The organism is Gordonia sp. NPDC003422, from assembly GCF_053588675.1.
Window position 1 is genome coordinate 164,810 of sequence record NZ_JBSFQL010000003.1, and the last position, 13,648, is coordinate 178,457.

General features: G+C 66.0%; 15 protein-coding genes and 4 tRNA genes. 6 read left to right on the forward strand and 13 right to left on the reverse strand.

Annotated elements, in window-relative coordinates; genetic code table 11:
- Positions 1 to 10 precede the first annotated feature (10 nt).
- The 5 genes from ACWDTF_RS04195 to ACWDTF_RS04215 all read right to left on the reverse strand — a co-directional run bounded on the left by ACWDTF_RS04195 (position 11) and on the right by ACWDTF_RS04215 (position 4,345).
- Positions 11 to 247, reverse strand: coding sequence for a hypothetical protein (locus ACWDTF_RS04195; RefSeq protein ID WP_449754001.1), 237 nt, complete (start codon positions 245 to 247; stop codon positions 11 to 13).
- A gap of 145 nt (positions 248 to 392) precedes the next feature.
- Positions 393 to 734, reverse strand: coding sequence for a hypothetical protein (locus ACWDTF_RS04200; RefSeq protein WP_449754002.1), 342 nt, complete (start codon positions 732 to 734; stop codon positions 393 to 395).
- Complete coding sequence (locus ACWDTF_RS04205; protein WP_449754003.1) at positions 734 to 1,642, reverse strand: tyrosine-type recombinase/integrase; 909 nt, start codon at positions 1,640 to 1,642, stop codon at positions 734 to 736. Before ACWDTF_RS04205 ends, ACWDTF_RS04200 begins: the two co-directional genes overlap by 1 nt.
- A gap of 211 nt (positions 1,643 to 1,853) precedes the next feature.
- Positions 1,854 to 3,398, reverse strand: a complete 1,545-nt coding sequence (locus ACWDTF_RS04210) for an alpha/beta hydrolase (RefSeq protein WP_355279775.1) — start codon at positions 3,396 to 3,398, stop codon at positions 1,854 to 1,856.
- A gap of 155 nt (positions 3,399 to 3,553) precedes the next feature.
- Positions 3,554 to 4,345 carry a pyrimidine reductase family protein gene (locus tag ACWDTF_RS04215; RefSeq protein ID WP_240857045.1) on the reverse strand — a complete coding sequence of 264 codons (792 nt, stop codon included), beginning with the start codon at positions 4,343 to 4,345 and terminating at the stop codon, positions 3,554 to 3,556.
- A gap of 35 nt (positions 4,346 to 4,380) precedes the next feature.
- On the opposite strand from ACWDTF_RS04215, the gene zapE reads away from it, so the two are divergent.
- Positions 4,381 to 5,394, forward strand: a complete 1,014-nt coding sequence (gene zapE / locus ACWDTF_RS04220) for a cell division protein ZapE (RefSeq protein ID WP_355279772.1) — start codon at positions 4,381 to 4,383, stop codon at positions 5,392 to 5,394.
- Positions 5,395 to 5,682: 288 nt separating this feature from the next.
- On the opposite strand, the gene ACWDTF_RS04225 is transcribed toward zapE, so the two are convergent.
- The 6 genes from ACWDTF_RS04225 to ACWDTF_RS04250 form a co-directional block, all read right to left on the reverse strand.
- Entirely contained in the window at positions 5,683 to 6,915 is a 1,233-nt protein-coding gene (locus ACWDTF_RS04225; protein WP_449754004.1) for a DUF222 domain-containing protein, read from the reverse strand.
- 119 nt (positions 6,916 to 7,034) lie between these two features.
- Positions 7,035 to 7,604 carry a GNAT family N-acetyltransferase gene (locus tag ACWDTF_RS04230; RefSeq protein WP_355277916.1) on the reverse strand — a complete coding sequence of 190 codons (570 nt, stop codon included), beginning with the start codon at positions 7,602 to 7,604 and terminating at the stop codon, positions 7,035 to 7,037.
- A 69-nt stretch (positions 7,605 to 7,673) separates the two neighbouring features.
- Positions 7,674 to 7,865: a hypothetical protein gene (locus tag ACWDTF_RS04235; RefSeq protein WP_240862690.1), complete on the reverse strand. Its 192-nt coding sequence runs from the start codon at positions 7,863 to 7,865 to the stop codon at positions 7,674 to 7,676.
- Positions 7,866 to 7,937: 72 nt separating this feature from the next.
- Positions 7,938 to 8,012: transfer RNA gene (locus ACWDTF_RS04240), tRNA-Val, on the reverse strand.
- A 19-nt stretch (positions 8,013 to 8,031) separates the two neighbouring features.
- A tRNA-Cys gene (locus ACWDTF_RS04245) sits at positions 8,032 to 8,105 on the reverse strand.
- A gap of 22 nt (positions 8,106 to 8,127) precedes the next feature.
- Positions 8,128 to 8,200: transfer RNA gene (locus ACWDTF_RS04250), tRNA-Gly, on the reverse strand.
- Positions 8,201 to 8,414: 214 nt separating this feature from the next.
- Here ACWDTF_RS04250 and ACWDTF_RS04255 point away from each other — a divergent pair.
- The 3 genes from ACWDTF_RS04255 (at position 8,415) to ACWDTF_RS04265 (ending at position 10,547) form a co-directional block, all read left to right on the forward strand.
- A tRNA-Val gene (locus ACWDTF_RS04255) sits at positions 8,415 to 8,489 on the forward strand.
- Positions 8,490 to 8,531: 42 nt separating this feature from the next.
- On the forward strand, positions 8,532 to 9,959 hold the full coding sequence (locus ACWDTF_RS04260; protein ID WP_355277918.1) for a carboxylesterase/lipase family protein: 1,428 nt from the start codon (positions 8,532 to 8,534) through the stop codon (positions 9,957 to 9,959).
- A 96-nt stretch (positions 9,960 to 10,055) separates the two neighbouring features.
- Positions 10,056 to 10,547, forward strand: a complete 492-nt coding sequence (locus ACWDTF_RS04265) for a hypothetical protein (RefSeq protein WP_240862694.1) — start codon at positions 10,056 to 10,058, stop codon at positions 10,545 to 10,547.
- Positions 10,548 to 10,607: 60 nt separating this feature from the next.
- Here the strand turns inward: ACWDTF_RS04265 and ACWDTF_RS04270 are convergent, their stop codons facing one another.
- Positions 10,608 to 10,874 (reverse strand): hypothetical protein, encoded by a 267-nt coding sequence (locus ACWDTF_RS04270; protein WP_240862696.1) that lies wholly within the window; start codon positions 10,872 to 10,874, stop codon positions 10,608 to 10,610.
- Positions 10,871 to 11,464, reverse strand: coding sequence for a recombinase family protein (locus ACWDTF_RS04275; protein ID WP_240862698.1), 594 nt, complete (start codon positions 11,462 to 11,464; stop codon positions 10,871 to 10,873). The genes ACWDTF_RS04270 and ACWDTF_RS04275 overlap by 4 nt, the downstream gene beginning before the upstream one ends.
- Before the next feature lie 252 nt (positions 11,465 to 11,716).
- Here ACWDTF_RS04275 and ACWDTF_RS04280 point away from each other — a divergent pair, with 252 nt between their 5' ends.
- The gene (locus tag ACWDTF_RS04280) at positions 11,717 to 13,120 is read left to right on the forward strand and encodes a glycosyltransferase 87 family protein (protein ID WP_355277921.1); all 1,404 of its coding nucleotides are present in this window, start codon (positions 11,717 to 11,719) and stop codon (positions 13,118 to 13,120) included.
- A 60-nt stretch (positions 13,121 to 13,180) separates the two neighbouring features.
- Positions 13,181 to 13,594 carry a TIGR02611 family protein gene (locus ACWDTF_RS04285; protein ID WP_240862723.1) on the forward strand — a complete coding sequence of 138 codons (414 nt, stop codon included), beginning with the start codon at positions 13,181 to 13,183 and terminating at the stop codon, positions 13,592 to 13,594.
- Positions 13,595 to 13,648 lie beyond the last annotated feature (54 nt).

The following is a 13,648-nucleotide window of genomic DNA, read 5'->3' on the forward strand; positions in this document are numbered from 1 at the left end:
TGTCCTGGGCTCATGCGCGACCGCCTTTGCGGGCCTTGCGCGCCTGAGCGGACTTCAGGGCCAGTCGCGCGTAGTAGGCCTTGCGGGCGTTCTCGACGCGCTTGGCGCGCTCGACAGGGGAGAGCACGCCGTCGGGGTCGACTTCGCGCTCGAACTTCGCTTCTAGGCCACGACGAGCTGCGGCTGTGCGCGCGGCACGGTCAGGGGTTTTGGCCCACGATTCGTGGGCGGCGATCTGAGCGCGCATCGAGCGCTCAGCTGGGGAGGGGGAAGACAACAGAAGCCTCCGAGCAAGGGTGAATTACCCTCTGCTGGGAGGCTTTCGGACGAACCGCGGATTCCGATAGCACAAGGCCTTGAATCCATATCCGCGTGGAACGCTTAGCGGCAGACTAGCACTGTGCGCGACTGAACCTTAGTGCGCTGTGCAGCTCGGCGAGTCGCAGCTCGGCGACGTTGTTGTCGGCGAGCTGTGCGAGGCATGACCAGAGCCGGTGGTCATCACGGACGACGACACGCTGGCCGCAGTCGCAGCAGATCCGGTATCGCCGGCTGAGTACCTCGTCGGGCCGAGCAGTGGCGACCGAGGTTCGGGTGTTGTTCTCGTCGAGGATCTGCACCGCTTTGCGGTTGCCTTCAAGCGTCCACGACGGGCCAAGCGAGTCGTGATGAACCAAGCGGCCCAATTCGGTCCGATCGTGGCCGCGGTCGCAGTAGAGCGAGATCGAGTGCATCACAGGTCTCCTAGTCCGAGTGAGCGGGCTTCGTCGGCAGCACGTGCAGCCGCGGTGTCGGCAACGTAACGGTCGACCATGGCCCGCGTGGACCAGCCCGCCACCGCCATCAGGCCGCCCTCGGAACCGCCAGCGGCCAGCCACCGTGACGCGGCGGTGTGCCGCAGCATGTGCGGATGGAACTCGGGGATACCGGCGACATTGGCTCGCCAGCCGAGTGTCTTATATAAAGCGTTGTAGCCGAACGTTTTTCCGCCTTCGCCGAGCCACAAGGTGGGTGTGTTAGCCAGCCGGTGGGTTCGTCGTGCGCGCAGGTATCGGTCGATCGCCTGGCCTGTGGTCGCCGAGACGGGAACCGATCGCGCCTTGCCACCTTTGCCGCGCCGGATGATGACGGTCAGCGACGCCAGGTCGACGTCGGCGGTCGTCATCGCCACCGCTTCGCCAGCTCGGGTGCCGGTTTCGAGCATCAGTCGGACGATCGCCTCGTCGCGCCGGTCGCGCAGATCCTTCCCCTTGCACGCCTTGACGAGCGCGCGGGCCTGTTCCTCGCTCAGCGACGGGATCACCTTTGAGTCGATCTTCGGAGGCTTGAGGCCGAGCAGGTCGTCGCGGTCGATCTCGCCCTCGTCGGCGAGCCAGGACGAAAACCGGCGCACCGCGCGCTGGCGGGCCGCGGCCGTCGAGGCCTCAGCGCCTCGGTCGAGCAGAGCGGCGATGAACGCGTTGACGGTCGGCCGGTCGAGGACAGCCGGTAGGCCGTTGTCACTGCAGTGGTCGAGGAACTGTTCGACGCCTGCTCGGTAGGTGTCGATCGTGTTCGGTGACTTGCGTTCGGCGCGCAGCGACAGCAGCCACGAGTCGACCAGCTCGGGCAGGGGCAGGGTTTCGGAGTCGCGACGCGCCACACCCATTATCTTGACTGGCAGCGCTGTGCATGTCAATCTTATGGGGCAGTGTCACCAACATCGCAGATCAGAGCGCTAATCGGCATAGATCACCAGTAGAGATACCTGTCGAGAATGGCCACCCGCGAACCGTACTACGAACGCGAAGCGCGATTCGGGACAACCCCGTGCGGGTCGGCTTTTGCGGGCCGGCCGAAATGTCCGGAGCCGATCAGGCGGGGCAGCCGCGCTCGATCGGTGCCGGGAGCGGGGCCCGGTCGACGTACTCGGCGACCGTCTGCGCCGCACATGCGCTGTGCGCGAGCACCGAGTAGCCGATCCCCGGCCAGGTCACGGTGACCGGATCGACCCCGGCGTTGAGGAAGGTGGCCCGGAGGGCGCTCGCACCGTTGCCGCCGTTGATGGTGTCGTTGCTGCCGTTGAGCACCAGGGGAGGGGTCACGAACGATTGCGGTGCCGCAGTGGGCTCACCGGCGGCCCAGCCGTTGCAGCGCATCAGCGACAGCGCACTGTCGCTGCCGGTGAGGGGACTCTGGCGCGACCACGTGTCGATGAGCCCGGGTATCTCGTTCTGGCCGACGGGTCCGATCACGTCGTTGCATCTGGACACCAGCGCGCCGTCGTTCAGGCGTAGGTCTGCGGCCTGATCGGCGAGAGCCGTCAGGGCGGTGACGTCACCGCGGTCTGCGGCGGTGATCGCACTGGCGATGGCGGGCAGCGCACCCGGTTCGTCGGGCGCGAGCGCGACCGCGGTGGTGATCGCCGAGAGCACCTGCGTGTCGGAGAGCCCGCGCAGGCGTCCCTGCGCGCCCTTGTCGATCACTCGTTTCATGGTCGCGACGCCGTCGGCGCCGAAGGCGCAGTTCGGCAGGTTCGCGCAGCGCTGAGCGAACGCCTGCAGACCGGCTTGGACCCCGGTGGATCGGCTCTGGGCGCGATCACGTGCCGTCGCACCGAACGGGGTGGGAGTGTCGAGGATGAGGCGTCCGACGCGTTTGCCGTGTATCGAGGCGTAGGCCAGGGTGACGTCGGAACCTTCGCCCACTCCGATCAGGCCGAGATGCTCGACACCCCATCTGGTTCGCAGCGTTTCGAGGTCGGATGCCGCAAAGCCGATGGAGAAGTCCAGTTGGTAGGGCGTGAGGGTCTCGGTGCAACCGTCTGAGGCGGACGACGCGCTGGTCGCCAGTTCGGTGATCCGGTTGGCCTGCGAGGTTCCGCCGGAGAGCCCGTTGTCGGTGATAGCCGCGCGTTCGGCACGGGTCATGCAGTCGAGCGGGTTGCTCTGCGGCAGGCCGCGGCGGTCGATCGCGACGATCGGGTGGGTGCGCAGGAGTTCGCGCCCCTGACCCCGGGCGGTCAGCAACAGTGCGCGTGTCGATGGCATGTCGGACCCGGCGGTCAGCACCAGCGGCGCCGCATTGGCCGGCGTCTGGGCAGTGCGGAGCCGGGTTGCGGCGATCGTGATGGTTTCGTCGTCGGGCTTGGCGGGGTCCACGGGCGAACTGAAAGTCGCACACTCGATGACCACTCCGGCCGGTACGGCGACCTCGAGACGATTGGCCGTTGTCTGCGCACACTCCCGCCACGACAGATCCTGTCGTGGCGCGGTGAGGGTCGGCGGTGGGGGTGGCGCCGAGGACGTCGACGCCGGCTCGTCGCCGTGCTCGCCGGCGATGAGGCCGGGTCCACGATCCGGTCCGACCGCGCACGCCGACACGATCAGCATGGTGGCGGCGCCGAGGGCACCCGCCATCACCCGTGTCCTTCGGTACCTCGTCGTCCTTCGGCCACTCGTCGTCCATCGGCCACCGTTGTCCCGAGTCCGGCCGCCCCGCGCAACTCGCATGTCCGCGAGCGTAGTCAATGGTCGTCGGTCGGCTGTCGAATGGCCGTCCCGACCTGTGCGTCTCAATCCGATGTTCGACCGGTCCTGACCCATCGGGTGAACATGAATCCGTCGTCGTCGGTGAGGATCAGTTCGGTGTGCATGTCGCGAAGTACGGCCGGCCGGCGGCCGTGCGCGATGCGACTCGCGTCGCCGGCCACCAGGTGGGGACTCGTCGTGAGGCACACCTCGTCGACCAGATCCTCGGTCACCAGCGACCCGAGGAGGCTGGGCCCACCTTCACAGAGAACGCGGTGCCAGCCGCGTTCGGCACATCGATCGAGGACGATCTGCAGGTCGACGGTGTCGTCGCCGCAGTCGATCAGGGTGGCACCGGCGGCGACGAGTTCCCGGCGTGTGTCCGCGGGCGCATCTCGGCAGGTCAAGACCACGGTGTCGGGGTGGGCGAGTGGCGGATAGTCGGCCGGGATCGCGAGCGTTCGCGACACGAGCGCAAGTGCCGGTGCAGGTGTCTGTTCGGCACGGTTGCGTGCGTGTGCGAACACATCGTCCGGCGACGGCTGACCGTAGTCCTCGACGGTCGCGGTGCGCGCACCCACCAGGACGACATCGGCCAGCGCGCGCAGTACCCGGAAGATTGCCTTGTCACCCGGTCCGGCGAGATCGGCCGACTTTCCGTTGTGAGTGACCGCCCCATCGATCGAACTGACGAAGTTCGCTCGCACATAAGGCCGGGTCAGGCAGGGCGGTGACGCCGGTACCTGCGGGTACGGATAGGCGTCGGCGAGCCGGCGCAGGGTCGAGGTGTCGTCGGTTCCGGATGTGACCTGGGTCGCTTTCTGTAGGTGGAACATGACTCCCTCATGTTGCATGTGGCTAGGCTCCCCATATGGTGGCACGACTCTGCGATCGCAACCCGTCGGTATCTCCCGATGCGCTCATCGACGAGATGGTGCCCCCGTCGACCTTCGACGAGGTGAGCTTCGACAGCTATATCCCCGATCCCAACGAACCGTCGCAGGCCCAAGCGGTGAGCAAGGCCCGCGACTTTGTGGAGCGGGCGTCCAAGGTGCGGTCGGGCAAGCGCGGCTTCTTCTCGCGCAAGGGGCCGAGTCAGGGTATCGGTCTGTACCTCGATGGCGGCTTCGGTGTCGGCAAGACGCACCTCTTGGCCTCGATCTACCACTCGATGCCCGAGCCGAAGTCGTTCGCGACCTTCGTCGAGGTGACGCACGTGGTGGGCGCGCTCGGCTTCATGAACGCCGTCGAGCGACTCTCGGAGCACACAGTCCTGTGTATCGACGAGTTCGAACTCGACGATCCCGGCGACACCATGTTGGTGTCGCGACTGCTCACCGAACTCACCGCGCAGGGCGTGTCGATAGCCGCCACCTCGAACACCCTGCCCGGCCAGTTGGGGGAGGGCCGGTTCGCCGCTCAGGACTTCCTGCGCGAGATCCGCAAACTCTCATCCGTGTTCGAGACCATCCGAGTCGACGGTCCCGACTACCGTCACCGCGACCTGCCGCCGGCCCCGGAACCGCGCACCGACGACGAGCTGCTCGAGGTCGCCGAGTCCACGCCGGGCGCGACCCTCGACGACTTCGACGCGCTCTGCGATCACCTCAGCACCCTGCACCCCTCGAAATACAAGGACCTCATCGAGGACGTCTCGCTGGTCTGCATCCGGGGAGTCCATCCCGCTCGCGATCAGTCGGTTGCATTGCGCCTGGTGGTGCTCGCCGACCGTCTGTACGACGCGAACGTGCCGGTGACCGTCTCCGGTAGCAAGCTCGACCAGATCTTCACCGATGAGATGCTGTCCGGCGGCTACCGAAAGAAGTACCTGCGAGCGACGTCACGATTGCTCGCGCTGTCGCGCTTCGCGGAAGCCGCTGCCTGACAACAGCTCTCGGACGCGGTTGGTTCGCTGTCGCGCTGCCGAAGTCATCACATCTCCCGGGCGTGGGCCAGCTGGTGTGGCCTCGGAGGTTTCCGGGGTGGGGGGCTTCGACTGCGCGGCAACGGTTTCCCGTGGCGTCGCGGTTCACACTATGGAGTTCTCAAAGGTCGTGCGCGGAGCGAACTCCGCTGATCGGGATGGTCACCGGCGGATCTCGACACGGTGCCTCGCCCCTGGGGTCGGTACCGGCTCGATCAGCGGCAGGGGCGCGAGATCACGTGGTCGGGTTCAGGCGGCGTTGTCGAGTCGCATGGTGCGTCGGTTGTAGGCCGGTAGTGGTCTCCTTTCCGGATCGACGGAGGCCGGCGGGATCAGCCAGGGGTGGCGGTCAGCCCCGAGGACGACGTCCCACCCGTTGTGGTGCACATCGGTGTGGCAGGACGGGCACAGCAGACACCCGTTGTCCAGGACGGTTCTGCCGCCATCGGCGTGATGTCTGATGTGGTGTGCGTGGGCCCAGGACGCCGGCGCGCCGCATTTGATGCAGCACCCTCCGTCACGCACGATCAACGCTCGACGCAGGTGTGGTGGGAACAGGCGTAGGTTGTCGGTCATCGCCACCGGCACCCCGTCCTTGTCGACGGTGATCCCGGTGACCGTCGCATCACAGGTCAACAACCGGGCGGTGTCCAGGGTGACGGGTCCGGTGAACGCCATCGACGCCAGATCCGGATTGTCCGCCGGCAACGTGAGCAGCACTTGATGTTTCGGCATGCCCACCAACCCGTCATCCCCGTGGGCGGCGGCATCAAGGATGCGTTCCAACGCTTCGGAGCGGCGACGCCCGGGCGAGCGGGCATCCGGAGAGCCGTCGGGTTCGGGACGGGGTGCGGCCAGGGCGTCGATCATGGTGTGCAGTTTCTCCCCGATCACCGCATCCACATCCCCACGCACCACGACCCGACCGTCACCGTCGGTGGCAACATCAAAGGTGTTGATGTCGCGGTCATCGCGAGCGGGTACCGCGGCGGGAGCATCGTCGGCGACCTGGTTACCCAGGGTGCGGGCACGGCGGTCGATGTCGGCGGGGGTGGCGCCGGAGAAGGCTTGGGCCAGAAGATCGGTCACACAGGTTTGACGCTGCGACTCCGACAGCGGTTCCCTCGCCCGCACACCGATATGGGACAGTCCGCGGGCGATCGCATCCGCGTGCTCGCCGGAGACAGACCCGTCAGCGGTGTGACCGGCCAACCGCGGCGTACCGGCCAAAGCAACACCGATACGCAGCAACCGAGTGGCGACCGCGGGCGCGGCGCCCATGACGATCAACAGTTCGCGGGTGGTGCGACCCTGCTTCTTCGCGAGCCCCAGGCGTTCGACAGCACCAACCAACACCGCGGCGTGGTGGTCGACCAGGTTTCGTAGCCGCAGCAGCGCCGACAGGGCGTCGTGCACCTCACGGCCGGTGTCGGGTGGTGCGAACTCGGCGAGTTGGTCGCAAAGGTGTTCGATGTGGGGCATGCGTCCAGAATACTCGAACACGTATGCGAGTCAAGAACTATTTTCGCAGCTCAGGGACCATAAATCTCTTCAGTGAACTGCAGTGAACCGTGGTGAACAGGAGCCACTCCAGTCACAAATCAGACATCGACATCCTGCACCATCACATGGTCGTGTTCGATTGAGCCGTTGAGGTCGAAGGTCTTGGTGCCGACCCGGCGGAAGCCCATCTTCGTGTAGAACCGCTGAGCCCGGAAGTTCTCCTCGTTGACGCCGAGCCAGATCTGCACACTGCCGTGCGCACGTGCCGACTCGATCGCGGCCGTCATCAACGCTCGAGACGCCGACTGGGCCCGGCCGCGCGCGTGATGGTCGGGCAGCACGTACATCTTCGAGACCTCGGAGACCGGTCGGGTGGCGATCACCTCGCGCACTTGCGGGTTCTGCGGTTCGGTGTGGAACACGAGGGAGTATCCGAGAATTGGTCCGCCCGGTTCCTGCCGTGCGACCAGCACGTCACAGTCGGGGTCGTCGATGTACCCGCGAAAGTCGTTCGGTCGCAGGTTGGTTGCCAGGAAGCCCGCAATGTCCTCCGGTGTGGAGTGCGGCGGGCACGCCAGCGGGAAAGTCACTTGTGCCACCGCGGACACGTCGTCGGCGAGACTGCGGTCGGTAACCGCCTCGACACTCAGGTGTGCTGTGGATTCCACGATCCGAAAGTATCCCAGAGAGGAGTGTCGCAGAGGGGTGCGGCCGCGTCGGCGGCTACTTGCCCGCCCTCACACCAGTGCGAGGCGGCGCGATTCGACGCGCGCAACGGCGGCGCGCAGACGATCTTCACGGTCGACGATGTCGTCGACGTGACGCGTGATCGGCAGCAGTTCGGTGACGACGTCGGTGCCGCTGACGGCGAATCCGTTGGTCTTCACCCATTCGAGAGTGAACTGGAGGGCATCGCGATCAGCGGTCATGACAGATCCTGGGGGTGGGCTGTTGGTTGGGGGTTACAGCATTTCGGACCCGCTGCGGGCAACGGGTCCGATTGGTGCGCGATACTGGGATTGAACCAGTGACCTCTTCCGTGTCAGGGAAGCGCTCTCCCGCTGAGCTAATCGCGCGGGTATGAAATTGATGGTCTGGAGGTGGCGACGGGAATCGAACCCGTGTACACGGCTTTGCAGGCCGTTGCCTCACCACTCGGCCACACCACCAGATGCGAGTCGACTCGCGCCGAGCGGATGACGGGATTCGAACCCGCGACCCTCACCTTGGCAAGGTGATGCGCTACCAGCTGCGCTACATCCGCATGCTCGTGAGCTGATCTTGTGGACCGTTTTGTTGCTCACGACGCGATGGTGAACATTATCCGACCAACACGCAGTAGCCAAATCGCCTGGTCAGAGGCGTAGCTCGGCGGCACGGCGGCAACACGGCGCATCGGCGCGAAGGGATTTGGGATGCAGCGGTGCCAGCGTGTAGTCTTCTGCCTCGTGCACAGCGCCAACGCGCGTCGCACGCACGGTCCCGTGGCTCAGTGGAAGAGCGTCCCGTTCACACCGGGAAGGTCGCTGGTTCGATCCCAGCCGGGACCACCAAGTATCAGCCGGTGACGACTGCTCTCGCGTACCGTCGATCCGATGACGCACACAGACGTGACGGCCCCTGCGGTGTCCACCACGGGCGGCCGGGTGTCCGGCCTGAATGCCGATGGGATCTTCGCCTACCTCGGAATCCCTTACGCGGCACCGCCCATAGGCGAGGCGGCCTTTGCCGCTCCCGCTCCTCCCGCTGCATGGGATGGCGTCCGGCCGGCCACGGAGTACGGGCCCACAGCCCCACAGGTCGGCTATCCCGCTCCGGTCGCGGCGCTGCTCGACAACGTGATCGTGCTCGGCGACGACTACCTGAACCTCAACGTGTGGACCCCGGACCCGAGCGCAGGCGGCCGACTGCCGGTGATGGTGTGGATTCACGGCGGTGCGTTCACGAGAGGTTCCAACCGCATCGAGATGTATGCCGGGGACACGTTCGCGCGGGACGGCGTTGTCTGCGTCGGGATCAACTATCGGCTTGGCACAGCAGGTTTCGCGTCGATCGAGCGGGCGCCGGACAACCGCGGGCTACTCGATCAGATCGCCGCGCTGCACTGGGTGCACGACAACATCGCGGCGTTCGGCGGCGACCCCGACAACGTGACCGTCTTCGGCGAGTCTGCGGGCGCGATGAGCGTCGCGTCACTGTTGGCGTCTCCGCTCGCCGCCGGCCTGTTCCAGCGCGCCGTCATGCAGAGCGGCAACGGCTCTGCCGCTGCCGATCCCGCCGACGCTCGCAAGGTCACCGCCCGCATGGCGCAGATCCTCGAGATCGAGGCCACCGTGGAGGCCTTCGGCAAGCTCGGCGTGGAAGACATGCTGCAGGCGCAATCGACGGTGGCGTTGGAGTTGATGCTGGATCCGAACCCGGAGGTGTGGGGACGCACGGTCGTCGATGTCGGCATGGGGATCATGTCGCAGTTCCCGGTGGTCGATGGGAAGGTGCTCACGGCGCTTCCGCACGAGGCGATTTCGGCTGGTGCCGGTGCTGACACACCGCTGCTCGCCGGCTGGAATGCCGATGAGTTCCGGTTCTTCCTGGTCGCGACCGGCGGTGCGCAGGCCGTCACCGAGGAAGCCGCGGCCGGCATCCTCGGACGCGGTCCCGGCGGCCTCGATTACCTGCGCAGTCGGCTCGATGCGGGCGCGAGCCCGGGTGAGGCGGTCAGCGAGGCGCTCACTGCACGAGCGTTCTCGTCACCCACCACCGCGATCGCCGAGTCTCGGACGACCGGCACGACGCACGTGTACGAATTCGGGTACCGCAGTCCGCAGGCGGATATCCAGGCCGGTCACGCCGTGGAGATCCCGTTCGTCTTCGACCATCTGGAGTCCGCTCATGCGTTGGTGGGGCCCGAACCCGACCAACGCGTCGCCGACGAGATGCATCACGCGTGGGTGAGCTTCGCGGCCACCGGTGATCCGGGGTGGGCAGCACATCGAAGCGCCGACGATGTGCAGCGTTTCGTCTGATCTTTCTGCGCACGGTGAAAGTGATGGAGCACGGCGAAAGTCCGTTTTCCGACGGGCAGCGTTGACGCCGGTCGCGTGACGCAACGACAATTGACTATGGCGTTGCACGACGGCGAGTACGAGCCCGCAGGCCCGCTCAGCGAGTACGAGATGATCCTCGGCGCCAACGCCGAGGCGTACCTGAGCGAGCAAGCCGTCGTGTTCCTTAGCCGGGGCTTCGACCGGTTGGCCGACCGTGAGTTCTGCGTGGCGTGCCCGGCCGCGCTGCTGTGCGCCGCGGCGGAGCACGAACTGAACAGGCTTGTTCCCAACACCCGCCGTGACGTTGCACCGTGGCGGCGACAGATGGCGGCTCGAGCGCTCAGCGGCATGAGCATCACCACCGTCGACCACCCTGACGCCGAGGACATCTGTTTCAGCAAGGTGGTGCGTGCCATCGAACACGGAATCCTCCTCGAACCGGCGGACACGCCGAGTTCGATGGACCCGCTCGATCCCGTTGACCGTCAGTTGTTGTGGCTGGCCGATCGGGTTCGGACGTTCATCAAGGACGTCGCGGGCCGACTGGCGAGTGGACAGCACCTCTAACGCTGTGAGCCAGAGTCTCGTTGCCGAAACGCCAGCGATGTGGTCCCGTCTGGACCACGATCACTTCTTCCGGGGCTGGCGGAGGTACCCGTACAGCGCGGCGCGGTAGCCGCGTTCGTACGCTTCCTTCTCGTCGGGGATTCGACCGTCGGCCAGCATGGTTGACGCGTGGTGTGAGGCCCAGGCACGTGGCAGCGACGCCAGATGCGCTGATGCGTCGTCGAATCCGGACTCGAAGCGCTCGTGATCCAGCGACGCGTCGCAGATTGCAGATTCGGGCGGGATGGCGTGGGGGAGAGCGATGACGCGGGAGTCCGAAGTGGTCATGACGTAGACCGCCTTTCTGCAAGTGTCCGATAGAGGGTGGCGCGACTCACTCCGAGTGCGTCGGCGATGGTGGGGACGCGATCTCCGTTGGCGCGCATGCGTTCTGCGAGCTCGATCTGCTCGTCGTTGAGAACTCGTGGCCGGCCCAGGGTGGCACTCCCGGTGGGTCGACGAACGGGTGGCTGTCGGGTCGAGGAATCGTCGACCGCGCCCAGGGAGGCGAGAACCCCGATGATCATCGAGCCGGTCTCGTCACCGCTGTCTACTCGTTCGCGCAGCGCGCGCAGCGCGATCCCGCGCTCGGTGAGCAGGCGTGTCGTGCTGAGGATCTCGGTCCTCGTCTGCCCGAGACTGTCGATGCTCGGTACGACGACGGTGTCACCAGCTCGCGCGTAGTCGAGGAGGGCATCGAACCCCGGACGCGACCTGGCCGGTGGGCCCGTCGAATGATCGTCTGTGTAGATGCGGTTGGCATCGAGGCCGGTCGACAGAAGGGCGTCGATCTGCGACTCGAGGCCGGCGGCCGCCGCATGGCCACGTGCATAGCCGAGTTCCAGGCCGGCCGGAGTCTCCGGTGAATCGAGCGACATGTTCTGCATGCTATCTCGAAATAGTTTCGAGATGTGCGAGGTCTCCCCAGAGTGTTGTGAGACGTGACGCCCAAGTCGTGCGCATAGCAGCAAGTAACAGCGAGATGAGACTTTAGATACGAGACAATCTAATTTGCGACAACTGAGATGCCTGGTCCGGTGGGTAGGGCATCGGTTTGCACGCCTTACGATTTCGCCACCATTGGCGTTTCGCCCTCTGGCCTGCGGCGACTCTCCAGTACCGTCTGACTCATGCCGGAGACGAGTGCGCTGTCGCGACGCTCGTCGATGACGATCGGGCGGCGTCCGGTGATCGTGGTCGCGATTCTTGCCGTGTTGGTAATCTGGTGGCAGGCAAAGGTTCTGCCGTTCGGCGACCCGTTCTACGGACTGTTTCAGAACGCCACCGACCTGCGCGTCTACCGGGCCGGAGCCCGCACGGTCCTCGACGGCCGACCGCTGTACACGAACAGCGTGTTGTGGAATCTCGACTTCACCTACCCGCCGTTCGCCGCGCTGGTGATGACCCCCTTTGCCCTCCTGGAGGTCGCCACCGCCAAGGCGGTCTGGTTTGCGGCGACATTCGTCGCGTTGTGCGCGGTGATCGTGCTGAGTTTCCGCAGCCTGGGATACCGGATCGACCGGAGTCTGCTGATCTTCTCGGTGTTCGCGACGGTGGCGGCGACAGCACTCGAACCCGTGCGAACCACCGTGTGGCTCGGCCAGGTCAACATCTTCCTGATGCTGTTGGTGCTGGCCGACCTTGTGCTCCTGGACATGATCCGACCGGGGAGCCGGTTGCGCGGGATCGGAGTGGGCATCGCGGCCGGCATCAAGCTGACCCCGGCGTTCTTCGTCGTCTATCTACTGTTCGTGCGCCGCTGGCGGGCCGCGGCGACCGCCGTCGTCGCCTTCGGATGCACGGTGGCGCTCGCGTTCGTCGTCATCCCATCGGATTCGTGGCGGTTCTGGACGGTCGACGCGAGTGGGGCGCCCGCGCGGATCGGTCGCGTCGACTCACCCGCGAATCAATCGATCAACGGATTCATCTCGCAGTTGCTTGCCTACTTCGACATCCGGCGTTTCGCCCATCCGATGCCGGGCGGACCTGTCTTCGAGGCGCCGCTGTGGATGTGGTTGCCGGTGGCGCTGGTGGCCGCCGCACTCGGACTGTGGGCGGCGGTCGTGGCGCAGCGCAACGGGCGCGCGCTGCTGGCGGTGACAATCGTCGGGATGACCGGGTCGACCGTGTCGCCGTTCTCCTGGGGACACCACTGGGTGTGGTTCGTGCCACTGCTGGTTATTGCCTTCGACGAGGCCTACCGTTCGCGCACGCTGTGGGTCTGGTTGGCGCCCGCCGGCATCGTGGCTCTGTCGTTCACCTATTGGTACAACTGGTGGGACAGCGGCCCTCGCTGGACTGCGGACCATGCGATTGCCTTGGGGCTGTTCATGATGCCGCGCTGGCCCGACCCGCAGTGGTTCGACTACCCGCTGGTGGTGCTGTACGCGGGCTGCTATCCGCTCGTGCTGCTGATCACCATCGTCGTGACCCTCGTGGCGGGTGCCCGCCGTCGTCCGGCAACGGTCACGGAGGCCACCACGGCCACATCGGTGATCGTTGTCGACGGTCCGGACCGGCCGGTGGCCGCGTAACCTGTTGGGTATCTGGCATTTCGGACATACCGAAAGGCAGCGTGGAACGGATGGGGGATGATGTCGGCGGCGATGAGGGTGCGCATGTGGCATCGCAAAGGCAGGTATGTCATTCGCCGCAACCGGCATCTGAATCTTGCGTATCGGATCGCGGTCGGCGTGATCGGCGCACTGGTTCTCGCCGGCGGTATCGTCGCCATCCCGTACCCCGGACCTGGCTGGCTCATCGTGTTCCTGGGGCTCGGCATCCTCGCGTCCGAGTTCGACTGGGCGCATCGCCTGCTCCGGTTCGCACGTGGGAAGTACGACGACTGGGCAGAGTGGATGAAGCGTCAGCACTGGTCGTTGCAGGGGGTGTTTGCGCTCGGGACCTGCGCGGTGGTGCTCGGTTCGCTCTGGGTGCTCGGTGCCCTCGGCACCTTCGCGGGCTGGCTGAACATCGACGCGCAGTGGCTTGCCAGCCCGATTTTCTGATCTCTGACCCGGCGGGTGGGAGAACACGGTGGCCACGCGGATACGATCATCGGT

Excerpts from the sequence above, each read along its gene's own strand:
- ACWDTF_RS04210 (WP_355279775.1), bottom strand. The coding sequence starts at position 3,398 with ATGGCGGGTGCCCTCGGCGCCGCCACCATGCTGATCGTGTCGGCGTGC.
- ACWDTF_RS04215 (WP_240857045.1), bottom strand. The coding sequence starts at position 4,345 with ATGTTCCACCTACAGAAAGCGACCCAGGTCACATCCGGAACCGACGAC.
- ACWDTF_RS04285 (WP_240862723.1), top strand. The coding sequence starts at position 13,181 with ATGTCGGCGGCGATGAGGGTGCGCATGTGGCATCGCAAAGGCAGGTAT.
- ACWDTF_RS04260 (WP_355277918.1), top strand. The coding sequence starts at position 8,532 with ATGACGCACACAGACGTGACGGCCCCTGCGGTGTCCACCACGGGCGGC.
- ACWDTF_RS04280 (WP_355277921.1), top strand. The coding sequence starts at position 11,717 with ATGCCGGAGACGAGTGCGCTGTCGCGACGCTCGTCGATGACGATCGGG.
- ACWDTF_RS04225 (WP_449754004.1), bottom strand. The coding sequence starts at position 6,915 with ATGCCCCACATCGAACACCTTTGCGACCAACTCGCCGAGTTCGCACCA.
- ACWDTF_RS04235 (WP_240862690.1), bottom strand. The coding sequence starts at position 7,865 with ATGACCGCTGATCGCGATGCCCTCCAGTTCACTCTCGAATGGGTGAAG.
- ACWDTF_RS04195 (WP_449754001.1), bottom strand. The coding sequence starts at position 247 with ATGCGCGCTCAGATCGCCGCCCACGAATCGTGGGCCAAAACCCCTGAC.
- ACWDTF_RS04270 (WP_240862696.1), bottom strand. The coding sequence starts at position 10,874 with ATGACCACTTCGGACTCCCGCGTCATCGCTCTCCCCCACGCCATCCCG.
- ACWDTF_RS04200 (WP_449754002.1), bottom strand. The coding sequence starts at position 734 with ATGCACTCGATCTCGCTCTACTGCGACCGCGGCCACGATCGGACCGAA.
- ACWDTF_RS04265 (WP_240862694.1), top strand. The coding sequence starts at position 10,056 with ATGGCGTTGCACGACGGCGAGTACGAGCCCGCAGGCCCGCTCAGCGAG.
- ACWDTF_RS04275 (WP_240862698.1), bottom strand. The coding sequence starts at position 11,464 with ATGTCGCTCGATTCACCGGAGACTCCGGCCGGCCTGGAACTCGGCTAT.
- zapE (WP_355279772.1), top strand. The coding sequence starts at position 4,381 with ATGGTGGCACGACTCTGCGATCGCAACCCGTCGGTATCTCCCGATGCG.